The sequence below is a fragment of the Pseudomonas sp. P9_2 genome, assembly GCF_034008255.1.
In the GTDB taxonomy this organism is placed as follows: domain Bacteria; phylum Pseudomonadota; class Gammaproteobacteria; order Pseudomonadales; family Pseudomonadaceae; genus Aquipseudomonas; species Aquipseudomonas synxantha_A.
In genome coordinates this window covers 855,954-878,494 of the sequence record NZ_CP125376.1, presented here as the reverse complement: position 1 = coordinate 878,494, position 22,541 = coordinate 855,954, and the positions used below count along the sequence as shown (strand labels likewise).

At 60.4% G+C, this 22,541-nt stretch carries 21 protein-coding genes; 9 read left to right on the top strand and 12 right to left on the bottom strand.

Annotated features, from left to right (window positions below):
- Positions 1-93: 93 nt before the first annotated feature.
- The gene (locus QMK52_RS03895; RefSeq protein ID WP_005784460.1) at positions 94-993 is read left to right on the top strand and encodes a PA4780 family RIO1-like protein kinase; all 900 of its coding nucleotides are present in this window, start codon (positions 94-96) and stop codon (positions 991-993) included.
- A 128-nt stretch (positions 994-1,121) separates the two neighbouring features.
- Here the strand turns inward: QMK52_RS03895 and cueR are convergent, their stop codons facing one another.
- The 3 genes from cueR to QMK52_RS03880 form a co-directional block, all read right to left on the bottom strand.
- Positions 1,122-1,523: a Cu(I)-responsive transcriptional regulator gene (gene cueR, locus QMK52_RS03890; protein ID WP_003188242.1), complete on the bottom strand. Its 402-nt coding sequence runs from the start codon at positions 1,521-1,523 to the stop codon at positions 1,122-1,124.
- Entirely contained in the window at positions 1,520-3,721 is a 2,202-nt protein-coding gene (locus QMK52_RS03885) for a heavy metal translocating P-type ATPase (protein WP_320403828.1), read from the bottom strand. Before QMK52_RS03885 ends, cueR begins: the two co-directional genes overlap by 4 nt.
- 66 nt (positions 3,722-3,787) lie before the next feature.
- The gene (locus tag QMK52_RS03880; protein WP_005784464.1) at positions 3,788-4,168 is read right to left on the bottom strand and encodes a hypothetical protein; all 381 of its coding nucleotides are present in this window, start codon (positions 4,166-4,168) and stop codon (positions 3,788-3,790) included.
- Positions 4,169-4,315: 147 nt separating this feature from the next.
- On the opposite strand from QMK52_RS03880, the gene QMK52_RS03875 reads away from it, so the two are divergent.
- Both QMK52_RS03875 and QMK52_RS03870 read left to right on the top strand, forming a co-directional pair.
- Positions 4,316-4,513 carry a heavy-metal-associated domain-containing protein gene (locus tag QMK52_RS03875; protein ID WP_057010836.1) on the top strand — a complete coding sequence of 66 codons (198 nt, stop codon included), beginning with the start codon at positions 4,316-4,318 and terminating at the stop codon, positions 4,511-4,513.
- 88 nt (positions 4,514-4,601) lie between these two features.
- Positions 4,602-5,795, top strand: a complete 1,194-nt coding sequence (locus tag QMK52_RS03870) for a multidrug effflux MFS transporter (RefSeq protein ID WP_005784468.1) — start codon at positions 4,602-4,604, stop codon at positions 5,793-5,795.
- An 8-nt stretch (positions 5,796-5,803) separates the two neighbouring features.
- Here the strand turns inward: QMK52_RS03870 and QMK52_RS03865 are convergent, their stop codons facing one another.
- Both QMK52_RS03865 and QMK52_RS03860 read right to left on the bottom strand, forming a co-directional pair.
- The gene (locus QMK52_RS03865; protein ID WP_005784470.1) at positions 5,804-5,986 is read right to left on the bottom strand and encodes a hypothetical protein; all 183 of its coding nucleotides are present in this window, start codon (positions 5,984-5,986) and stop codon (positions 5,804-5,806) included.
- Positions 5,987-6,130: 144 nt separating this feature from the next.
- Positions 6,131-7,144 (bottom strand): zinc-binding alcohol dehydrogenase family protein, encoded by a 1,014-nt coding sequence (locus QMK52_RS03860; protein WP_005784471.1) that lies wholly within the window; start codon positions 7,142-7,144, stop codon positions 6,131-6,133.
- A 133-nt stretch (positions 7,145-7,277) separates the two neighbouring features.
- Here QMK52_RS03860 and QMK52_RS03855 point away from each other — a divergent pair, with 133 nt between their 5' ends.
- The 3 genes from QMK52_RS03855 (at position 7,278) to QMK52_RS03845 (ending at position 10,499) form a co-directional block, all read left to right on the top strand.
- A complete protein-coding gene (locus tag QMK52_RS03855) occupies positions 7,278-8,207 on the top strand; it encodes a LysR family transcriptional regulator (RefSeq protein WP_194439995.1) in 930 nt (309 codons plus the stop codon).
- Between the two features lie 134 nt (positions 8,208-8,341).
- Positions 8,342-9,028 (top strand): ArsR/SmtB family transcription factor, encoded by a 687-nt coding sequence (locus QMK52_RS03850; protein ID WP_194439996.1) that lies wholly within the window; start codon positions 8,342-8,344, stop codon positions 9,026-9,028.
- Positions 9,029-9,128: 100 nt separating this feature from the next.
- Positions 9,129-10,499, top strand: a complete 1,371-nt coding sequence (locus QMK52_RS03845) for an MFS transporter (RefSeq protein WP_005784477.1) — start codon at positions 9,129-9,131, stop codon at positions 10,497-10,499.
- A 128-nt stretch (positions 10,500-10,627) separates the two neighbouring features.
- On the opposite strand, the gene QMK52_RS03840 is transcribed toward QMK52_RS03845, so the two are convergent.
- A complete protein-coding gene (locus tag QMK52_RS03840; RefSeq protein ID WP_005784479.1) occupies positions 10,628-11,581 on the bottom strand; it encodes an adenosine deaminase in 954 nt (317 codons plus the stop codon).
- A 193-nt stretch (positions 11,582-11,774) separates the two neighbouring features.
- On the opposite strand from QMK52_RS03840, the gene QMK52_RS03835 reads away from it, so the two are divergent.
- The gene (locus QMK52_RS03835; protein ID WP_005784481.1) at positions 11,775-12,866 is read left to right on the top strand and encodes a calcium:proton antiporter; all 1,092 of its coding nucleotides are present in this window, start codon (positions 11,775-11,777) and stop codon (positions 12,864-12,866) included.
- A gap of 73 nt (positions 12,867-12,939) precedes the next feature.
- Here the strand turns inward: QMK52_RS03835 and QMK52_RS03830 are convergent, their stop codons facing one another.
- The 6 genes from QMK52_RS03830 to QMK52_RS03805 all read right to left on the bottom strand — a co-directional run bounded on the left by QMK52_RS03830 (position 12,940) and on the right by QMK52_RS03805 (position 19,027).
- The gene (locus QMK52_RS03830; protein ID WP_320403827.1) at positions 12,940-14,298 is read right to left on the bottom strand and encodes an 8-oxoguanine deaminase; all 1,359 of its coding nucleotides are present in this window, start codon (positions 14,296-14,298) and stop codon (positions 12,940-12,942) included.
- Between the two features lie 243 nt (positions 14,299-14,541).
- Positions 14,542-15,228 (bottom strand): SDR family oxidoreductase, encoded by a 687-nt coding sequence (locus QMK52_RS03825; RefSeq protein WP_194439999.1) that lies wholly within the window; start codon positions 15,226-15,228, stop codon positions 14,542-14,544.
- Positions 15,229-15,283: 55 nt separating this feature from the next.
- The gene (locus tag QMK52_RS03820; protein WP_005784487.1) at positions 15,284-15,865 is read right to left on the bottom strand and encodes an IMPACT family protein; all 582 of its coding nucleotides are present in this window, start codon (positions 15,863-15,865) and stop codon (positions 15,284-15,286) included.
- A 12-nt stretch (positions 15,866-15,877) separates the two neighbouring features.
- Positions 15,878-16,537 carry a TetR/AcrR family transcriptional regulator gene (locus QMK52_RS03815; protein WP_005784489.1) on the bottom strand — a complete coding sequence of 220 codons (660 nt, stop codon included), beginning with the start codon at positions 16,535-16,537 and terminating at the stop codon, positions 15,878-15,880.
- 87 nt (positions 16,538-16,624) lie between these two features.
- Positions 16,625-18,019 carry a nucleobase:cation symporter-2 family protein gene (locus QMK52_RS03810; protein ID WP_320403826.1) on the bottom strand — a complete coding sequence of 465 codons (1,395 nt, stop codon included), beginning with the start codon at positions 18,017-18,019 and terminating at the stop codon, positions 16,625-16,627.
- Between the two features lie 87 nt (positions 18,020-18,106).
- Positions 18,107-19,027 (bottom strand): LysR family transcriptional regulator, encoded by a 921-nt coding sequence (locus QMK52_RS03805; protein WP_003188270.1) that lies wholly within the window; start codon positions 19,025-19,027, stop codon positions 18,107-18,109.
- 126 nt (positions 19,028-19,153) lie between these two features.
- On the opposite strand from QMK52_RS03805, the gene QMK52_RS03800 reads away from it, so the two are divergent.
- Both QMK52_RS03800 and QMK52_RS03795 read left to right on the top strand, forming a co-directional pair.
- Positions 19,154-20,503 (top strand): aspartate aminotransferase family protein, encoded by a 1,350-nt coding sequence (locus QMK52_RS03800; RefSeq protein ID WP_005784493.1) that lies wholly within the window; start codon positions 19,154-19,156, stop codon positions 20,501-20,503.
- Between the two features lie 39 nt (positions 20,504-20,542).
- Complete coding sequence (locus QMK52_RS03795) at positions 20,543-22,036, top strand: CoA-acylating methylmalonate-semialdehyde dehydrogenase (RefSeq protein ID WP_005784494.1); 1,494 nt, start codon at positions 20,543-20,545, stop codon at positions 22,034-22,036.
- Positions 22,037-22,541 lie beyond the last annotated feature (505 nt).

The following is a 22,541-nucleotide window of genomic DNA, read 5'->3' as shown; positions in this document are numbered from 1 at the left end:
CAGAGGTCGGTAGCCTCTCCCACCGGCGAGCTGATTGCCGTATAACGAGTGCCACACGCGTGTTTGGTAATACAGGACCCACAATAAAAGCTGATGAAGACTCCTAAACGCATTGAACCCCTGATCGAAGACGGTCTGGTCGACGAAGTGCTGCGCCCACTCATGAGTGGTAAAGAAGCAGCTGTTTATGTGGTGCGCTGCGGCAACGAATTGCGTTGCGCCAAGGTTTACAAGGAGGCGAACAAACGAAGTTTTCGTCAGGCGGCCGAATACCAGGAAGGCCGAAAGGTCCGTAACAGCCGCCAGGCCCGGGCCATGGCCAAGGGCTCCAAGTTCGGCAAGAAAGAAACCGAAGATGCCTGGCAGAACGCCGAAGTGGCGGCGCTGTTCCGTCTCGCCGGTGCCGGCGTTCGCGTGCCCAAGCCGTACGACTTCCTTGAGGGCGTGCTGTTGATGGAGCTGGTGGCCGACGAGTACGGTGATGCAGCGCCGCGTTTGAATGACGTGGTACTGGAGCCGGACCAGGCGCGCGAGTACCACGCCTTCCTGATCTCGCAGATCGTGCTGATGTTGTGCACCGGCCTGGTGCATGGTGACCTGTCCGAGTTCAACGTACTGCTTACGCCGACGGGCCCGGTGATCATCGACCTGCCCCAGGCAGTGGATGCGGCGGGCAACAACCACGCCTTCAACATGCTGGAGCGGGACGTGGGCAACATGGCTTCCTACTTTGGACGCTTTGCCCCGGAGCTGAAGAAGACCAAGTACGCCAAGGAAATGTGGGCGCTGTACGAAGCCGGCACCTTGCATCCGGCCAGTGTGTTGACCGGTGAGTTCGACGAACCGGAAGAGCTGGCGGACGTAGGCGGTGTGATCCGCGAAATCGAAGCGGCGCGGCTGGATGAAGAGCGTCGCCAGGCGATTCGCGCGGCAGACGATGCGCCACCGAGCAAAGTGCCGGACGAACCGCCACCGCCGCCTTGGATGCAGTAACTCAAAACGGCGCGTTCCAATGTGGGAGCTGGCTTGCCTGCGATGCAGACCCCTTGGTGTATCAGTGACACCGAGGTGATGCTATCGCAGGCAAGCCAGCTCCCACATTGGGTTTTGTGTTTATCCGGTCAGGCGCAGCAGTTGCCCGCTGCCAATTCCTTGAGTATCGGGCAATCGGGTCGATGATCGCCCTGGCAGTGCTCCATCAGGTCCTGCAAGGTGTCGCGCAGTTGCCCCAGCTCGCGAATCTTGTGGTTCAACTCGTCTATGTGCTGGCGCGCCAGGGCTTTTACGTCGGCGCTGGCCCGCTGCCGGTCTTCCCACAAGGTCAGCAGCTTGCCGACCTCTTCCAATGAAAACCCCAGGTCCCGCGAGCGCTTGATAAACGTCAGGGTGTGCAGGTCGTCGTGGCCATACACACGGTAGCCGCTATCGGTGCGATGGGCCGTTTTCAGCAGGCCGATGGATTCGTAGTAGCGAATCATCTTTGCACTCAGCCCGCTGGTGCGGGCGGCTTGGCCGATGTTCATGGGTGTTGATCCTCCAGGTCCTTGGGTTTCCAGGTTTTCAACAACAGTGCATTGCTCACCACGCTGACGCTGGACAAGGCCATGGCAGCCCCAGCCAGTACCGGGTTGAGCAGGCCGAAGGCGGCCAGGGGAATGCCGATCAAGTTATACACAAAGGCCCAGAACAGATTCTGTCGAATTTTTGCATAAGTCTTGCGGCTGATCTCCAGCGCGGCTGGCACCAGGCGCGGGTCGCCGCGCATCAGGGTGATACCGGCGGCGTGCATGGCCACATCGGTGCCGCCGCCCATGGCAATGCCGATATCGGCAGCGGCCAGCGCCGGGGCATCGTTGATACCGTCGCCAACCATGGCCACCACCCCGGTTTTTTTCAGCTCGGCAACGGCGGCAGCTTTGTAGGCCGGCAGCACTTCGGCGTGCACGTCATCGATCCCCAACGCCTGCGCCACGACCCGTGCACTGCCGTGGTTATCGCCGGTAATCAGGTGGCTGCTGATGTGCTGCGCCTTGAGTTGTTGCACCGCCTCAAGTGCGCCGGGCTTGAGGGTGTCGCCAAACGCAAACAGGCCCAGTACACGCGGTTGCGCACCTTGCTCGATCAGCCAGGACAAGGTGCGGCCTTCGGCTTCCCATTCCTTGGCACGCTGAGCCAAATCGCCTGCGTCCAGACCGGTTTCCTCCAGCAGGCGTCGATTGCCCAGCGCCAGTGGGCGACCGTCCAGCGTACCGGCAATGCCGCGTCCGGTCAGGGATTGGCTGGCGCTCACATCGGCCACGTCCAGACCTTTCTCTTGGCAGGCATCCAGCACGGCTTTGGCCAGCGGGTGTTCACTGCCGCGTTGCAAGGCGCCGGCCTGTTGCAATAAGAGGGCTTCATCGCCGTCCACCGCCGCCAGGTGCGCAATTTTTGGCGCGCCGGAGGTCAGGGTGCCGGTCTTGTCGAACACCACGGCGCTCACGGCATGGGCGCGTTCCAGGGCTTCGGCATCCTTGATCAGAATACCGTGGCGTGCTGCGACGCCGGTGCCGGCCATGATCGCGGTCGGCGTGGCCAGGCCCAGGGCACAAGGGCAGGCGATCACCAGCACGGCGACCGCATTGATGATCGCGGTTTCCAGCGATGCGCCATACAACCACCAGCCCACTACGGTGATCAGCGCCAAGACCAACACGGCCGGTACGAACACCTGGCTGACTTTATCCACCAGTTTCTGGATCGGTGCCTTGGCGGCCTGGGCGTCTTCGACCAGGCGGATGATGCGCGCCAGCACGCTCTCCGCGCCCAGGGCCAGGGTGCGCACCAGCAAACGGCCTTCACCGTTGATGGCACCACCGGTGACCGGGTCGCCGGGCTGTTTCGGCACCGGCAGGCTTTCGCCGCTGATCAGCGCTTCATCGGCATGGCTTTGGCCTTCCACCACCTCGCCGTCCACCGGGAAGCGTTCGCCGGGTTTGACCAGCACCAGGTCACCGTGCTTCAAGGCATTGATCGCGACGTCTTCTTCGCGGCCATCCAGCACGCGGATCGCTCGTTCCGGACGCAAGGCTTCAAGGGCGCGGATGGCGCTGGCGGTCTGGCGCTTGGCGCGGCTTTCCAGGTATTTGCCCAGCAGCACCAGAGCGATGACCACCGCTGAAGCTTCGAAGTACAGGTGCGGCGTCACGCCGGGGGCGGCGGTGAGCCATTCATAGATACTCAGGCCGTAGCCGGCGCTGGTGCCGATTGCCACCAGCAGGTCCATGTTGCCGGCGCCGGCGCGTACGGCTTTCCAGGCGGCAACATAGAAGCGCGCACCGAGGATGAATTGCACCGGTGTGGCCAGGGCGAACTGTATCCAGGCCGGGAGCATCCAGTGCAGGCCGAAGGGTTCTACCAGCATCGGCAGCACCAGGGGCAGCGCCAGCACAATCCCCGCCACCAGCGCCCAGCGCTCGCGGCGCAGGCGCCCGGCCTGGTCGGCTTCGGTGGCGGTTTCGCTTTGTGGCAGGGTGGCGGTGTAGCCGGCCTTGTCGACTGCGGCGATCAGTACGCTGGCGTCCATCTGGCCGAGCACTTCGATGTGGGCGCGTTCGTTGGCCAGGTTGACGCTCACGCGCTGCACCCCCGGCACCTTGCCCAGCGCGCGTTCGACGCGGCCGGCACAGCTGGCGCAGGTCATGCCGCCGATGGGCAGGTCAAATGTGGTGGATCCATTCATGGGGCAGTCCTCCAGAAGAAGTTGCCACTAGGATCAACCTTAACCTGTGGGGAAGGTCAAGCGTCTTCAGTATTCCAATGCGGCAGGTTTGAGGTACATGCCGTCCTGGCCCTGGGCAATACGCAATTTGCGGACATCACCGGCTTTCAACGTAATGTTCTGCGCCGCTGGCGCCAGCATCCCTGGCTGGCAGCCCGGGGACTGGCCTGGCAATAGCTTGAGGCGCAGCGACACGTTACCTGCGGGCAGATTGAACGAGGTGGCTTGTTCCTGGAACAGGCGTCCGGCCAGTTGGTCCTGAAGATACAGGCCGATTTCGCAATTGGTGGGTACTTCCAGGCGTTCGCGGGAAATGATCAGCACCGCATAATCTTCAGCGGCGAGTGCCGGGGGCACAACGGCAGACAAGCTCATCAGGCCGGCAAGGGCAAAAAACGACCAGCGCATGGCGAATGCTCCATGGTTCACAGCGAGGAAAGTTGAAGCTTGGCCGACGTCGCCTGCGAATACCAGCCCGGCCGATTTTTTTGAAACTTGACCTTGCCATCATGGCAAGCTTGAGACTGGGTTCAACCTCATCAAAGGAGTCATGTCATGCAAATATTCAATGTTGAAGGAATGACCTGCGGCCATTGCGTTCGATCGGTGACCCAGGCGGTACAGAGCCAGGACCCGGCAGCGAGTGTCGAAGTAGATTTGGGCGCTAAAGAAGTGCGCGTGGCAAGCAGTCTGCCCTCGGATAAGGTCATCCAACTGATCACCGAGGAGGGCTACACCGCCAAACTGGCGTGATTTTTTCTGATCGTTAGCGACCTAACGTAATGTTCACGGCACCCAAGCGCGGCTAGACTGTCGAGCTGCCGACTCACTTGGGTGTCTGATGAACCTTCGCATAATCCTGATTCTGGGCGCCTTGAGCGCCTTCGCGCCGTTGGCGATCGACTTCTACCTGCCAGGCTTTCCGGCCATGGCTACGGCCTTTGCCACTGACGAAAAACATATCCAGTTAACCTTGGCGGTGTATTTCGCCGGCCTGGCTATCGGTCAATTGATCTACGGCCCGCTGGCTGACCGTTTCGGTCGGCGCGTGCCGCTGCTCAGCGGCGTCACGTTGTTTACCATCGCATCCTTCGCCTGTGCCTACGCGCCGTCGCTGGAGTGGCTGATCGGTGCGCGTTTCGTGCAGGCCCTTGGTGGTTGCGCGGGCATGGTGATTTCCCGGGCGGTGGTCAGTGACAAGTGCGACGCAGTGGGCTCGGCCAAGGTGTATTCGCAACTGATGCTGGTCACCGGCCTGGCGCCGATCCTTGCGCCATTGGCGGGTGGGCTGATGGTCGGGGTGTGGGGCTGGCAGTCGATTTTCCTGGCACTGTCGTTGTTCAGCGTGATGGCGGCTATCGCCGTGGCAGTCGGCTTGCCGGAAACCTTCCCGGCCGATCAGCCGCGCCAGCCACTGTCTGGTTCGTTGCGCCGCTACGGCTCGCTGTTGTCGGACCGCGTGTACCTGGGCTATGCCTTGACCGGCGGCATCTCGATTGCCGGGATGTTTGCCTACATCGCCGGCTCCCCCTTCGTATTTATCAAACTCTACGGCGTGCCTGCCGAGCATTACGGCTGGCTGTTCGGTTCCAACGCCGCCGGCTTTATCCTGGTGGCGCAGTTGAATGCGCGGTTGCTGGCCAAGCGTGGCCCGGCGTTTTTGCTGTCGCGTACGGTGTGGGTCTACGTGGCGGCGGCGTTGACGCTGCTGGGGATTGCCGCGCTGCGCACTGAGGCGCTGTGGCCGTTGCTGGTGCCGCTATTTATCTGCATCGCCAGCCTGGGCTGCATTTTGCCGAACACCTCGGCCTGTGCCATGAGCGGGCAAGGCGCACGGGCGGGCAGTGCCTCGGCGTTGCTCGGGTGTATCCAGTTCGGCGTGGCGGCGGGTGCGGCGTCGCTGGTCGGCGTGTTGCATGATGGTACGGCGATGCCGATGGCCATGGTCATCAGCTTGTGCGGCGTGCTGGCGGTAACGATTGCAATGTCGACCCAGCGCCTGCAACGGGCAAGGGCCACGCAGGCGCAGGTCTGATAGACGGGTCAGCCAGCGGCAGAGCGCTGCTGGCCGAGGGGGAAACGGTGGGGGGCCTGGATCCGCGCTTGCAGGGTGTCAACGAAGGCGCGGGCCTCGGCTTCACTGCGGAAGGTGATGGCTTCGCCGTCGAGACGAACTTGCCATAGCTTGCCTGGGGATTTTGCTAACGCTTTTATCAGGATTTTCATTGCTGACTTCCTCACGTAAAAGAATCGTGGCAAAGGCGGCCAATATAAACCCGAATCCCCTCACAAATATGACGAAGATCAACTCTCGGACTAATGGTGTCGTCCATTACCTACACGTATAACGGACGACACTGACAGCGTTTTTTAGAACCCTTCCAGCACGATCTTGCCCTTGGCCTTGCCGCTTTCCAGCAGCGCGTGGGCACGGCGCACATTGGCTGCATTGATCACACCGAAATGCTCGCCCACCGTGGTTTTCAGGGTGCCGGCGTCGATCAGATCGGCCACGCGGTTAAGCAGGTTGTGCTGCTCGATCATGTCGGGCGTCTCGAACATCGAGCGGGTGTACATGAACTCCCAGTGCAGCGACAGGCTCTTGCGCTTGAGCTTGCTTACATCCAGCGCCTTGGGGTCGTCGATCAACGCCAGCTTGCCTTGGGGTTGCAGCGCTTCCACCAGTTGATCCAGGTGATGCTCGGTTTGGGTCAGGCTGGCGACGTGGGTCACTTGCCCAAGGCCTGCCTGTTTCAGCGCTTCGCTCAGCGGCTGGCTGTGGTCGATCACTACGTGGGCGCCCAAGGCTTTGGCCCATTCCTGAGTCTCGGGGCGCGAGGCGGTACCGATGACTTTCAGCGCCGTGAGTTGGTTGGCCAGTTGGGTCAGGATCGACCCCACGCCGCCGGCAGCGCCGACGATCAGCAGGCTCTGGCCGTGATCTTCCTTGCCTTCGGGTATTTGCAAACGTTCAAACAGCAGTTCCCACGCTGTGATGGCGGTCAACGGCAGCGCGGCCGCTTCGGCAAACCCCAGGCTTTTGGGCATATGGCCGACGATGCGTTCATCGACCGTATGCAGTTCGCTGTTGCCGCCTGGGCGCACCAGGGAGCCGGCGTAGAACACCTTGTCACCGGCTTTGAACAGCGTCACATCGCTGCCGACCGCCTTGACCACACCGGCCACGTCCCAGCCCAACACCTTGGCGTCGCCATTTTCCGGGGCTACGTTGTGGCGCACCTTGGTGTCCACCGGGTTGACCGAGATGGCTTTGACTTCCACCAGCAGGTCGCGCGGGCCGGCCACGGGCTCCGGCAGCTCTATATCTTGCAGGGATTTTGGATCATTGATCGGCAATGACGTGTAGTAGGCAATGGCTTTCATGAGGGCTCCGGTAAAAGGTCTGAGTGATATAGCTAAGAACGGGATGGGCAGATGATTGGCTATTTCCTACGCAGATAAAAGCGGCTAAAACAGCAGTCTGTTTCAACCAAATTTTGATAATGGGCGGAATTCCATGCTGCGTTTTGATGATTTGCAGTTGTTTGTACGTGCTGCGGACCTGGGCAGCCTGTCGGCGGCGGCACGGGTGATGGACCTGTCACCGGCAGTGGCCAGCGCCGCGCTCAAGCGTATCGAACAGCAGCTGGGCACGCGTTTGCTGGCGCGCTCCACCCGCAGCCTGCGCCTGACCGCCGAAGGCGAGGGCTTCCTGGAGTATGCGCGTGCGTCATTAAGCGCGCTGGACGATGGCCGGCGCTTATTGGCCAGTGGCCAGGATCATGTGAGCGGCGTGCTGCAATTGTCGGCGCCGTCGGATTTCGGGCGCAACCAGCTGTTGCCGTGGCTGGATGAGTTCCAGCAGCAACACCCGCAACTGAACGTGCGCCTGTTGCTGGGCGATCGCATTGCCGACCTGTTCCGCCAGCCAGTGGACATAGCCCTGCGCTATGGTGAACCCGAAGATTCCAGCCTGGTGGCTCTGCCCATCGCCCCGGACAATATTCGTGTGCTGTGCGCCGCGCCGAGCTACCTCGCCCGGCATGGCGAACCCCAGCATCTGGAGCAACTGGCCCAGCACAATTGCCTGCTGTACATGCTCGGCAGCCGGGTGCATGACCATTGGGGGTTTTATGACGGCAAGCGCCATGTGAGCCTGACGGTCAGTGGTGACCGGTTCAGTGATGACGCCGATGTGGTGCGGCGCTGGGCGGTGGCGGGCATGGGCATCGCTTACAAATCCTGGTTGGATATCAGCACCGACGTGCTGGCCGGGCGCTTGCGTTTGATCCTGCCGCAGTTGCAGGGCGAGCGCACACCGCTCAACTTGCTATGTGCCCATCGTGCGCAATTGAGCAAACCCATCAATCTGCTGCGGGACATGCTCGTGTCCCGGTGTGCGACCTTGGCGGCGCAACGACCGGGGCGAACGGCGACTGGGCAATAGCCTGCGTAATGATCGGAAGTTTCACTCATGCCCTGTCCTGATCCGAGCTGTCGGAGGCCGCGGAACCTGCAGCGTGCGCACCTATACTTTGGCGTCAACCGCAGCAGAAAAATGGTCTTACAGGGAGTGAATACATGGAAGCAGCACCTTGCATCAGTCAGATCGCCAGCTTGCTTGCCGAGCCCAAACGCACGGCCATGCTCTGGGCCCTGATGGACGGTTCGGCGAAGTCTTCAGAAGAGCTGGCAACGCTGGCCGGTTTGTCGCCGGCGTCGGCCAATGCCCATTTGGCGCGGCTGACCGGCAGCGGTTTGCTGCGGATCGAGGCCCGACGTGGCAAGCGCTTGTTTCGCGTGGCGGCTGCGGATGTGAGTGCCGCCATTGATGCACTGGCCAGCACCACCATGGCCAGCGCGGCGCGCAGTACACCGCAAGCCTTGCCGCCGGCACTGATGGCACCGCAGTTGTTGCGCCGTGCCCGCTGGTGTCACGGCCATCTCGGCGGCGAGTTGGCGGCGCAGTTGTATCAACGGATGCTTGAGGCTGGATGGTTCGAGCGCCATGAGCAGCGTACCGAGGTTACGGTCAAGGGCGCGCAGCATTTGGCGGACCTGGGGATTTTTATCCAGGCCCTGGCAGCGCCGCTGGTGTGCGACTGTTTCGACTGGAGCCAGCAGCAACCGCATCTGGGCGGAGCATTGGGGGCGGGGTTGATGCAGCTGTTTCTGCAGGCCAACTGGATCAGCGTGATCAACGAGTCGCGTGCCTTGTCAATCAACGAGGCAGGGCTCAGGGAGATCAGTCGGCTGGCGGCACGTTAAGCGCGTCGTTCAGAGCTGCAATCAGGTCGCATCCAGCAATAGCCTGGACAAACGATGCCGCACACTCGCCAAGGGGATTTTTCATACGGGGGGATGCGGCATGGTCAGGCAGGGTTATAGCGCAGCGCAGCGGCTGGAACGGTTGCCCATCAGCGGCTACCACCGAGTCATCTTCATCATCATTGCCCTGGCGTTTTTCTTCGACTCCATGGACTTGGCGATGATGACCTTTCTGTTGGGCTCGATCAAAACCGAGTTTGGCTTGAGCACGGCCCAGGCCGGGTTGCTGGCCAGTTCGAGTTTTTTCGGCATGGTGGTGGGTGCTTCTCTTTCTGGAATGCTCGCGGATCGCTTTGGGCGCAAACCGGTGTTTCAGTGGAGCATCGTGTTGTGGGGCGTGGCCAGTTACCTGTGCTCCACGGCGCAGACGGTGGAGGCGTTGACGTTGTTTCGGATCCTGTTGGGCATTGGCATGGGCATGGAGTTTCCTATTGCTCAGTCGATGCTGTCGGAGTTGATTCCCGCCAAACGGCGCGGGCGTTACATTGCGTTGATGGATGGTTTCTGGCCGTTGGGCTTTGTAGCCGCCGGGGTGCTGTCGTACTTTTTGCTGCCGGTGATTGGTTGGCGCGACATCTTCCTGGTGTTGGCTGTACCGGCGGTGTTTGTGTTGGCCATCCGCTTCTTTATTCCGGAGTCGCCGCGTTGGCTGGAACAGGCCGGGCGCCACGAAGCGGCGGACAAGGTATTGCTGGGTATCGAGCAGAAGGTACGCGATTCCCTGGGCCGCGCCGATTTGCCGGAGCCGATGGTCCTGCCATGGGTAGAGAGTACGCCGGGTACATTCTTTTCTGCGTTCCAGCAGCTGTGGTCGGCGCAGTACCGCCAACGCACGATGATGATCTGGAGCGTGTGGTTCTTTGCCTTGCTCGGGTTCTACGGGCTGACGTCGTGGTTGAGCGCGCTATTGCAGCAATCGGGTTTCGCCGTGACCCAGTCGGTGTATTACACGGTGATCATTTCCCTGGGCGGGATCCCCGGCTTTTTGATGGCGGCCTGGCTGGTCGAGCGCTGGGGGCGTAAACCGGTGTGCGTGGTGACGCTGCTGGGTGGCGGGGTGATGGCGTTTCTGTATGGGCAAAGTGCTGTGTTTGGCGGCAATGTGGCCCTGCTGATCACCTCCGGGCTGTTGATGCAGTTTTTCCTGTTTGGCATGTGGGCGGTGCTGTACACCTACACGCCGGAGCTATATCCCACTTCGGCGCGAGCTACAGGTTCCGGATTTGCGTCAGCGATTGGCCGCGTAGGCTCGTTGCTGGGGCCGTTGGTGACCGGGTTGGTATTTCCGATAACCGGGCAGGGCGGGGTATTTGCCTTGGGGGCGTTGTGCTTTGCCGTGGCGGCGCTGGTGGTGTGGGTGTTCGGGATGGAGACCAAGGGCAAGACGCTGGAAGAGCTCACCCAAATCTAAAGATCAGCGCAAAACCTATGTGGGAGGGGGCTTGCTCCCGATGAGGGCGTGTCAGTAAACACATCTGTGACTGACCCACCGCCATCGGGGGCAAGCCCCCTCCCACATGTTGAGCAGCGCTTGTTCGGTTATGGTTTTACCAAACGTGCATCCAAGCTGTTCTGCGCCAGGCGTTTGGCCTGGTCCTGGGTCATGCCCAGGGAGGTGTGCAGCGCGTGGAAGTTCTCGGTGACATAACCGCCGAAGTAGGCCGGGTCGTCCGAGTTTACGGTGACTTTCACGCCACGCTCGAGCATGTCGAGAATGTTGTGCTGGGCCATGTCGTCGAACACGCAGAGTTTGGTGTTGGACAGCGGGCATACCGTCAGCGGGATCTGTTCGTCGATGATGCGCTGCATCAAACGTTCATCTTCAATGGCACGCACGCCGTGGTCGATACGCTGGATTTTCAGCAGGTCGAGCGCTTCCCAGATGTACTCGGGCGGGCCTTCTTCGCCGGCGTGGGCGACGGTGAGGAAGCCTTCGTGGCGGGCACGGTCGAACACGCGCTGGAACTTGCTCGGCGGGTGACCCATTTCCGAGCTGTCCAGGCCCACGGCCACGAACGCGTCACGGAACGGCAGGGCCTGGTCGAGAGTTTTCTCGGCTTCGGCTTCGCTCAGGTGGCGCAGGAAGCTGAGGATCAAGCCGCTGGTGATGCCCAGTTGCTGCTCGCCATCTTTAAGCGCAGCGGCGATGCCGTTCAGCACGACTTCGAACGGGATGCCACGGTCGGTGTGGGTTTGCGGATCGAAGAACGGTTCGGTGTGGATCACGTTCTGGGCCTTGCAGCGCAGCAGGTAGGCCCAGGTCAGGTCGTAGAAATCCTGGGACGTGCGCAGCACATCGGCACCTTTGTAATACAGGTCGAGAAACTCTTGCAGGTTGTTGAAGGCGTAGGCCTTGCGCAGGGTGTCGACGTCGTTCCACGGCAGCGCAATCTTGTTGCGCTCGGCCAGGGCGAACAGCAACTCAGGCTCCAGCGAACCCTCCAGGTGCAGGTGCAGTTCAGCCTTGGGCAGGGCGTTGAGCCAATCGTACATAGTTAAAATCTCATCAGGTGCAATGGCGGCATTCTACAGGCCATGGCTGAAATAATCGGCAAAACCTGACCAGCAGGAGAGTATTTGTGTCACTCACGCAAGAGTGAGCTGAACTAAGGTGTAACGAAACGTTAGCGGCTTGGCGCAGTCTGTACCCCATCAATGACTGATTCGCTGCACGAAAAGGCCCGTAATGCTCACACACCTCAAGCAAGAAAAATTCATGCTGCTGGCGCTGATTGCCGCCATTGCGGCTTATCCGCTGGAGCACTGGATGCTCCACAGTGGGCAACTGGTGGCCCTGCTGGCCGGTGCTGCGCTGATCGCGTTTATCGTAATGGCCTCAATGCGCGTAGCCCACCACGCCGAGCAGTTGGCAGAAAAGGTTGGCGACCCCTACGGCACCATGATCCTGACCCTCGCGGCCGTGTTGGTGGAAGTGGTGATCCTGGCGATCATGATGAGCAACGAGCCATCACCCACCCTGGTGCGCGATACCATTTACTCGGCGGTGATGCTGGATATCAACGGTATTCTCGGCCTGGCCGCCTTGATGGGTGGCATCAAGCATGGCGAACAGTCCTACAACGATGACTCGGCGCGCACCTACAGCGTGATGATCCTCACCGCCATGGGCGTGTCGATGGTGGTGCCGGAATTTATCCCCGAGGCCGATTGGAAAATTTACTCGGCCTTCACCATTGGCGCGATGGTGGTGCTCTACACCTTGTTCCTGAGGATGCAGGTAGGCCCACACAGTTATTTCTTCAGCTACAGCTACCCGGAAAAACGCCGCAAGAAATCAACCGAAGAAGAACACACACCGCCCGTTAACCTCGCGTTCTCGATAGGCACGTTGGTGTTTGGCGTGATTGTGATTGGCGCGTTGGCCGAGGTGATGTCCAAAACCCTGGATCTGGGCCTGGAAGGCACGGGCGCGCCGCCGGTGATCACGGCGATTGTGGTGGCGGCTATCTCGGCCGCGCCGGAAATTCTGACGGCATTGCGCGCTGCATTGGCCAATCGTATGCAGTCGGTGGTGAATATCGCGTTGGGTGCTTCGTTGTCTACGGTGATCCTGACGGTGCCGGTGATGGAAGCCATGGCGCTCTATAGCGGCCAGCCGTTCCAGATGGCGATGACGCCGGTGCAGACGGTGATGGTGTTTATCACGCTGATTGTCAGCGCGATCAACCTCAACGATGGTGAAACCAATGCCATCGAGGGGATGACCCATTTCGTGTTGTTTGCGACTTTTATCATGTTGTCGCTGTTGGGGCTGTAACTGTTTTTGATGACGCCGTAGACCCAATGTGGGAGCGAGCAGGCCCGCTCCCACATTTTGATCGGCGCCTGGCTCAGGTGCCGGCGATGAGTTGGCGAGCCGCCTGGGTGTGATCGGCGATCAAGCCTTTCAGGTCCAGACCTTCGACTTGGCCGTCGATCACCCGCCACTTGCCGCCGATCATCACTCGATCCGCCCGATCCGCACCGCACAACAGCAGCGCTGAAATCGGATCGTGGCTACCAGAGAAACGCAGTTCATCGAGTTTGAACAATGCCAGGTCAGCCTGCTTGCCTACGGCCAATTCACCGATGTCCGTTCGGCCCAGCAACTGCGCCGAGCCCTTGGTTGCCCAGCCCAGCACGCCTTCTGGGGTGATCTTTTCTGCGCCATAACGCAGGCGCTGAATGTACAGGGCCTGACGCGCTTCAAGGATCATGTTCGAGGCATCGTTGGACGCCGAGCCGTCCACGCCCAGCCCGATGGGCGCGCCGGCGGCAAGCAGGTCCAGGGTCGGGCAGATACCGGAAGCCAGGCGCATGTTGGAGCTTGGGCAGTGGCAGATCCCCGTACCGGCGGCACCCAGGCGCGCGATTTCATCCGGGTTGAAGTGAATGCCATGGGCCAGCCAGGTGCGGGGGCCGAGCCAGCCGACGCTGTCGAGATAATCCACGGTACGCAGGCCGAAGCGTTGCAGGCAGAAGTCTTCTTCGTCGAGGGTTTCCGCCAAGTGGGTATGCAGGCGCACATCCAGGCGGTTGGCCAGTTCGGCGCTGGCTTGCATGATCTCGGGGGTGACGGAAAACGGCGAGCACGGAGCCAGGGCAATCTGAATCTGCGCGCCGTCACCCCGCTCGTGATATTCGCGGATCAGGCGCTGGCTGTCGTCAAGAATGACCTGGCCTTGTTGTACGGTCTGCTGCGGTGGCAGGCCGCCATCGGCTTCGCCCAGGCTCATGGAGCCGCGGGTGAGCATGGCGCGCATCCCCAGTTCGCGCACGCTGCCCACTTGCACATCAATGGCGTTTTCCAAACCATCGGGGAACAGGTAGTGGTGGTCGGCCGCCGTGGTGCAGCCCGACAGCAGCAATTCAGCCAGGGCGACTTTGCTGGCCAGGGCGAGTTTTTCCGGGGTAAGCCGAGCCCATACCGGGTACAGGGTTTTCAGCCAGGGAAACAGCGGCTGGTTGACCACCGGGCCCCAGGCGCGGGTGAGGGTTTGATAGAAATGATGGTGAGTGTTGATCAGCCCGGGCAGGACCACATGTTCGCGAGCATCGAACACCTGCGTGCAGGGCTGTGCCGGTTCTTGGCCCTGGGCCAGCACTTCGGTGATCACACCGTCTTGCAGCACCAGGCCGCCACGGGCATCGAGGCCATTGGCAGTGAAAATCGCGAGGGGTTTTTTTAACCAGATACGGGTCGCAGGCATTGGCCGGCTCCTCTGAATGATGGGTTCAGGTTTGCCAGCTCAGTGTTGCCCTGTCTGCTGATCCAGGGTCGCCGGGGAGGGCGAGGTGGCTAGATTACGTGTAGTTCATTGCGGGGTCTAGCTGTAGGAGCAGGGACAGGGTGGGAGGGGGCTTGCTCCCGATAGCGGTGGACCAGTCCACACAGCATTGACTGACACTCAGCCATCGGGAGCAAGCCCCCTCCCACAGGTTGATCAGTGTATTTACCAGGCGATGGCGTCGCCCTTGTAGTCCACGAAGTGATGGCCGCCCTTGCCGGTGTAGGCATTTACCTGATCCACCAGGCCGCGCACGCTGGTGTCGACGTCGATATGTGCGTTCTCTCCGCCCATGTCGGTTTTCACCCAGCCCGGATGCAGCGACAGAACCGTCGGCTTGTGGTCGCCCAACTGGGTGATAAAGCTGTTGGTCATTGAGTTGAGGGCAGCCTTGCTGGCCTTGTACAGCGCCAGGTCCGAACCGTCAGGAATGGTCACGCTGCCCAGCACCGAACTCATGAACGCCAGCACGCCGGTGTCTTTGCGGATCTGCCCGACAAAGCGCTGGGCCAGGTTGATCGGCGCCACGGCATTGGTGAAAAACAGCTGGCCGACCTCTGCGAGGGTGGCGTGGCCTGGCTCCTGGTTCGCCGGGCCCTTGACGCCGGCGTTGACGAACAGCAGGTCGAAGGTGCGGTCTTTCAAGCGTTGGGCCAGGGCGATCACGGCTTGCTGATCGTCCATATCCAATTTCTCGATCTGCACCGGGCCCACAGCTTTGAGGGCATCGGCCTTGTGCGGATCACGCACGGTGGCGGTGACGTCCCAGCCATCCTGGAGCAGTTGCTTGACCAGGCCAAGGCCTAGCCCGCGCGAGGCGCCGATGATCAGTGCGGTTTTTGGCGTAGACATGAAGGCTTCCTTTGAAATCGCGGTTCAGGGAGTTCAGCGCATAACAGTAGCAGTTTCAGCGTTGCAGCAGGATGCGCCCACGGCTCAGGTCGGCGAGCTGGGTTTGTAAGGTATCGATGTGTGCCTCTGCCAGTGCAAGGTGTAGCTCTACGCCGTTGGCGGTGAAGGTTTCTTCCAGCACCAAACCGCCAAGTTCGGCGACGCGCAGCTTCACCAGATTCAGCTCGGAGAACCCACAGGCGCAGCTCAGGGGCACACGGCTGATCAGTTCGATGCGCTCGGCATTTTGCAGGCATTTGTTTGCGCCACCACCGTAGGCGCGGGCGAGTCCGCCCGTACCCAATTGAATGCCGCCGTACCAGCGGATCACCAGCACCGCGACCTGATCGAACCCCTGGGCCTCGATAGCCGCGAGGATCGGTCGCCCGGCGGTGCCACCGGGTTCGCCGTCGTCGTTGCTGCGGTATTGATCGCCCAGCTTCCAGGCCCAGCAGTTGTGCGTGGCGTTCAGGTCGCTGTGCTGCTCGAAAAACGCCTGGGCGTCCGGCGGGCTGGTGATCGGCGCCGCCAAGGTGATAAAGCGGCTTTTGCGTATTTCTTCACGAAACTCACAAAAGCCTGTCAGCGTAAAAGACATAACTCGCTTCGTTTATAGGGCCGGCTTGATGCCGCAGCCTTTGAGAATGATATGGATCAGGTTGGTGCCGGCGTCTTCCATGTCCTGCTTGGTCAACTTGGTGCGACCGGTGACTCGGCAGATCTGGGTGGCGAAGTCGGCGTAGTGCTGGGTGCTGCCCCACAGCAGGAAGATCAAGTGCACGGGATCGACGGGGTCCATTTTGCCGGCGTCGATCCACGCCTGGAACACCGCCGCTCGGCCACTGAACCAGGCGCGATAGTCCTGACCGAAATATTCGGTGAGGCATTCGCCGCCGCTGATGATCTCCATGGCGAAGATCCGCGAGGCTTGTGGTTGGCGCCGTGAGAACTCCATCTTGGTGCGGATGTAGCGCGCAAGCGCCACGGCCGGGTCATCCTCGGCGGTCAGCGCGTTGAAGGTGCTGTCCCATAATTCGAGGATATTGCTGAGCACCGCGATATACAGGCCCAGCTTGTTGGTGAAGTAGTAGTGCAAGTTGGCCTTGGGCAGCCCGGCACTGGCAGCGATGGTGTTCATGCTGGTGCCTTTGTAGCCATGGCGGGCGAATTCATCTTCAGCAGCCTGGAGAATAGCTTGTTCGTTCTTTTGCCGAATGCGGCTGGCGGGTTTACCGGCGTGGTTGCTGTGGGCAGGAACTTCGAGGCTCATGGAGGTTTCCGTGCTGATCGATAAAGGCGACGTGTGCACAGATAACCCACCCTCAAGCCTCAGACAAGTCCCGATGCAATAAAACCGTCAAAGCGGCTCCAGGCTTTCGCTTTGCGCTGTTGGGTTTGTAGCGCATGTACTCGCCTTGGCTTCCGGCAGCAACAGGCACAATACGATGGCGGTGAGGCCGCCGCTGGTGATGGCCGAGTCGAACAGGTTCTGTACCAGTGTCGGCATCAGGTGCAGCAAGTTGGGTTGAGCGGCGATACCCAGGCCGACGCCAAACGAGGTGGCAATGATCAACATGCTGCGTCGATCCAGCGGCGCCTGGGCGAGGATACGCACGCCGGCGGCGGCCACGCTGCCGAACATCACCAGGGTCGCGCCGCCCAGCACCGGCTTGGGGATTTGCTGCAGTACGGCGCCGATCAATGGAAACAGGCCCAGACAGAACAGCAGCACACCTATATACAAACCGACGTAACGGCTGGCCACGCCGGTGAGCTGGATCACGCCATTGTTCTGGGCAAAGGTGGTGTTGGGGAACGCGCTGAAGGTGGCGGCAATCATGCAGCTCACGCCATCGCCCAGCACGCCGCCCTTGAGCCGGCTTATATAAGATGCACCGCTGATGGGTTGGCGGGCGATCATGCAATTGGCCGTGAGGTCGCCGACGGTTTCGATGCTGCTGATCAGATAAATCAGCGCAATCGGCAGGAAAGCGCTCCAGTCAAAGTTGAAACCAAATCGGAACGGCATCGGCAGGCTGATCAAGGGCAAGTCGGGCAGGGCTTGGGGCACCAGTTTACCGCTGAACCACGCCGCGAGGCTCCCCAGGGCCAGGCCGATGATAATGGCGCTCAAGCGTACCCACGGGGTATTGGAGCGGTTGAGCAGGATGATTGTCAGTACCACGAACAGGCCGAGTGCCAGGTTCGCAGGGGCGCCGAAGTCTGGCGCATTAAAACCGCCGCCGAGGTCGGTAATCCCCACTTTGATCAGGCTGATGCCGATCAACGTGATGACGATCCCCGTTACAAGGGGGGTGATGACACGACGCAGTTGGCCAATGAAGCGGCTCAACACGATCTGTACCGCCGCGCCGAAGAAGCACACGCCGAAGATCATCGCCAGAATGTCTTCCGGGCTGCCGCCGCGTTGCTTGACTAGAAAGCCTGCCGCCAACACCGCGCCGAGAAACGCAAAGCTAGTGCCTTGCAGGCAGATCATACCGGCGCCGATACCATACGGCCTGCGTGCCTGGATGAACGTGCCTACGCCGGACACCATCAGCGCCATGCTGATCAGGTAGGGCAGGTAGGCGGTGAGGCCGAGCGTGGAGCCGATGATCAGCGGCGGAGTAATGATGCCGACGAACGCCGCCAGCACATGTTGCAGTGCTGCCAATAGAGCCGGCAGTGGTTTGGGGCGGTCGTTGAGGCCGTAGATCAGGTCGCTGGGGCTGGCAGATTCTGGTGGCATGGCGGGTAGACTCGAGGCGGACGGTTCAAGGTCCCTGTGCCTTGCAAAAAGCTGTCCATGTGCTCAGCTTTTTGCGTGAGGCCCGAGTTAGCGCGTCGCGGCCAGGCTTTCAAGGAAACTTTCCAGCACCAAATGAGGGCGCCGGCCTTTGCGCGTGACCGATGCCAGGCTCAAATCGTAAAAACGTGTAGCCGGTTTCAGCGCGCGCAGTCGGCCTTGTTGCACCCACAGGCTGGCGTAGTGATCGGGCAAGTAGCCGATATAGCGGCCAGTGAGGATCAGGAACGCCATGCCTTCACGGTCCGAAGCGCTGGCCGTGCAGTTGAGCGCCTGGTAGTGGGCCTGGATCTCTGCGGGGAGGCGAAAGGTAGGGGCGATGGCGTCCTGGCTGTCGATGCGCTCGTCATCGAGTTGTTTGTTGTCGGCATAAAACAGCGGGTGCCCGACCGCGCAATAAAGCAGTGAGCGCTCGCTGTACAGCGGTTGGTATTCCAGACCCGACAGGGCGCTGGCCTGGGGCACCACGCCGACATGCAGACGGCCATCAAGTACACCTTGTTCCACTTCATTGGGGGCGATCATGCGGATCTGGATCTGCACGTCCGGGCCGCGTTCCTTCAATTGCGCCAGTGCGTGAGTGATGCGCATATGCGGCAGGGTGACGAGGTTATCGGTGAGGCCGATGATCAACTCGCCGCGCAAATGCTGGTGCAGGCCGTTGACCTCGGTGCGAAAGCTTTCCAGGGCGCTCAACAATTGCAGGGCTGATTGATAAACCTCGCGGCCTTCCTCCGTCAGGGAAAAACCGGCGCGGCCGCGTTGGCAAAGTCTGAGGCCGAGCCGCTGCTCCAGGTCGCTCATCTGCTGGCTGATGGCCGAGCGGCCGATGCCGAGCACGGTCTCTGCCGCCGAGAAGCCGCCGCATTCCACCACGCTGCGAAAGATGCGCAGCAAGCGAATGTCGAAGTCGCTGACTTGGGCCAAAGGGTCGGGACGACGGCTGCTCATAGTTTAGTGAAGTCCTGACTGAAGGTTAGAAGAGTTGGATTTCACCGACTTTATCCCCGTGGCAATTTAGCTGCAACCAAGCTTTTTCAATCCCGACGCTGCCTTTTGCCTTGCGAGGTTTTGCTGATGAACATGCCCGAAAACGCCCCATCGACCCTGGCCAGCCAACTCAAGCTGGATGCGCACTGGATGCCCTACACCGCCAACCGCAACTTCCAGCGCGACCCGCGCCTGATCGTGGCCGCTGAAGGCAGTTGGTTGACCGATGACAAGGGTCGCAAGGTTTATGATTCGTTGTCGGGCCTGTGGACCTGTGGCGCCGGGCATACGCGCAAGGAAATCCAGGAGGCGGTCGCCAAGCAATTGGGCACCTTGGACTACTCCCCAGGCTTCCAATACGGTCATCCGTTGTCCTTTCAGTTGGCGGAAAAGATCACCGACCTGACCCCAGGCAACCTGAATCATGTGTTCTTCACCGATTCGGGCTCTGAATGTGCCGATACGGCGGTGAAGATGGTGCGGGCCTACTGGCGCCTCAAAGGTCAGGCCACCAAGACCAAGATGATTGGTCGCGCCCGTGGTTACCACGGCGTGAACATCGCTGGTACCAGCCTGGGCGGTGTGAACGGTAACCGTAAGCTGTTTGGCCAGGCGATGATGGATGTCGACCACCTGCCTCACACCTTGCTGACCAGCAACGCCTTCTCCCGGGGCATGCCGGAGCAGGGCGGTATTGCCTTGGCCGATGAGTTGCTCAAGCTGATCGAGCTGCATGACGCGTCGAACATCGCAGCGGTGTTTGTCGAGCCGATGGCCGGTTCAGCTGGCGTATTGGTGCCACCGCAGGGTTATCTCAAGCGCCTGCGCGAAATATGCGACCAGCACAATATCCTTTTGGTGTTCGACGAAGTGATCACAGGCTTTGGCCGCACCGGCTCAATGTTCGGTGCCGACAGCTTCGGCGTGACCCCGGACCTGATGTGCATCGCCAAGCAAGTCACCAACGGCGCTATTCCGATGGGCGCGGTGATTGCCAGCAGCGAGATCTACCAGACCTTCATGAACCAGGCGACGCCGGAGTACGCGGTGGAATTTCCCCATGGTTACACCTACTCGGCGCACCCGGTGGCTTGCGCGGCGGGCTTGGCGGCATTGGACCTGTTGCAGAAAGAAAACCTGGTGCAGAGCGTAGCCGAAGTCGCACCGCACTTTGAGAATGCGCTGCACGGTTTGAAGGGCAGCAAGAATGTGATCGACATTCGCAACTACGGCCTGGCCGGTGCTATCCAGATTACCCCGCGTGATGGGGATGCCATCGTGCGTCCATTCGAGGCCGGCATGGCATTGTGGAAGGCCGGTTTCTATGTGCGTTTTGGCGGCGACACCCTGCAGTTCGGGCCAACCTTCAACAGCAAGCCGCAGGACCTGGACCGTCTGTTTGACGCGGTCGGCGAAGTGCTGAACAAGATCGACTGATTTCTCCTTCTATATAGAACAATTTTTCAGGAGCCCTGCATGAGCCTTATCCAGCATTTGATCAATGGTGAGCTGGTCAACGACAGCGGTCGTAGTGCCGACGTCTATAACCCGTCTACCGGCCAGGTGATTCACCAGGTGCCGTTGGCCAGTCGTGAAACCATTCAACAGGCGATTGACTCAGCCAAGGCGGCGTTTCCGGCCTGGCGCAATACGCCTCCGGCCAAGCGTGCCCAGGTGATGTTCCGTTTCAAGCAACTGCTGGAGCAGAACGAAGCACGGATCTCGCAGTTGATCAGCGAAGAACATGGCAAGACCCTGGAAGACGCGGCGGGTGAGCTCAAGCGTGGGATCGAGAACGTGGAGTACGCGTGCTCGGCACCGGAGATTCTCAAGGGTGAATACAGCCGCAACGTGGGGCCGAACATTGATGCCTGGTCGGACTTCCAGCCGTTGGGCGTGGTGGCGGGTATCACTCCGTTCAACTTCCCGGCGATGGTGCCGTTGTGGATGTACCCGCTGGCGATTGTGTGCGGTAACTGTTTCATCCTCAAACCTTCGGAGCGTGATCCGAGTTCTACGTTGTTGATCGCGCAACTGTTGCAGGAGGCTGGGCTGCCTAAAGGCGTACTGAGTGTGGTGCACGGCGACAAAGGCGCGGTGGACGCATTGATTCAAGCGCCGGAAGTAAAAGCCTTGAGCTTTGTAGGCTCGACGCCGATTGCCGAATACATCTATAGCGAAGCGACCAAGCGCGGCAAGCGTGTGCAAGCGTTGGGCGGGGCGAAGAACCATGCGGTGCTGATGCCGGATGCAGACCTGGACAACGCCGTGAGTGCCTTGATGGGCGCGGCTTATGGCTCTTGCGGCGAGCGTTGCATGGCGATCTCGGTGGCGGTGTGCGTGGGCGACCAGGTGGCGGACGCGTTGATCGCCAAGCTGGTGCCGCAGGTCAAGGCGCTGAAGATCGGGGCGGGCACCTCCTGTGGCCTGGATATGGGCCCGTTGGTGACGGGGCAGGCACGGGATAAGGTCAGTGGCTATATAGAAGAGGGTGTTTCGGCGGGTGCAGAGCTGGTCGTTGATGGTCGCGGCTTGAGTATTGCCGGGCATGAACAAGGATTTTTCCTTGGCGGCAGTCTGTTTGACCGTGTTACCCCCCAGATGCGTATCTATAAGGAAGAGATCTTTGGGCCAGTGCTGTGCGTGGTCCGGGTGGATAGCCTGGAAGCGGCGATGCAACTGATCAACGATCATGAATACGGCAACGGTACCTGCATCTTCACGCGTGACGGTGAAGCGGCGCGGCTGTTCTGTGATGAGATTGAGGTCGGCATGGTAGGGGTTAACGTACCGCTGCCGGTGCCGGTTGCGTACCACAGCTTTGGTGGCTGGAAGCGCTCTCTGTTTGGTGACCTGCACGCCTATGGGCCGGACGGGGTGCGTTTCTATACCCGTCGCAAGGCGATCACTCAGCGGTGGCCGCAACGGGCCAGTCATGAAGCGTCGCAGTTCGCCTTCCCTAGTCTGTAAGGCTCGGTAAGCGAAAGCCGGCCCCCTTGGGGGCCGGCTTTCGCGTTTCTAAGGCATTTTCGATCGATATGGCAGAAATGTGAAAAAGAAGGTTGACGGCAGATTCTGGAAGCCTATAATTCGCCCCACTTCCGGCGCAGTCGAAACGGAAAACTCCTTGGTAAACAATGAGTTACGTGGTTTTCGATAGCAAGTTGCTTCAGTTCATCGAAGCCAAAAGGAAGTTGAAAAAGAGGTGTTGACAGCAGCGTGTAACGCTGTAGAATTCGCCTCCCGCTTCGGAGAGATCTTAAGCGCAAGTGGTTGAAGTTGTTGAAGAAATCTTCGAAAGCTTCTGAAAATAATCACTTGACAGCAAATGAGGCTGCTGTAGAATGCGCGCCTCGGTTGAGACGAAAGATCTTAACCAACCGCTCTTTAACAACTGAATCAAGCAATTCGTGTGGGTGCTTGTGGAGTCAGACTGATAGTCAACAAGATTATCAGCATCACAAGTTACTCCGCG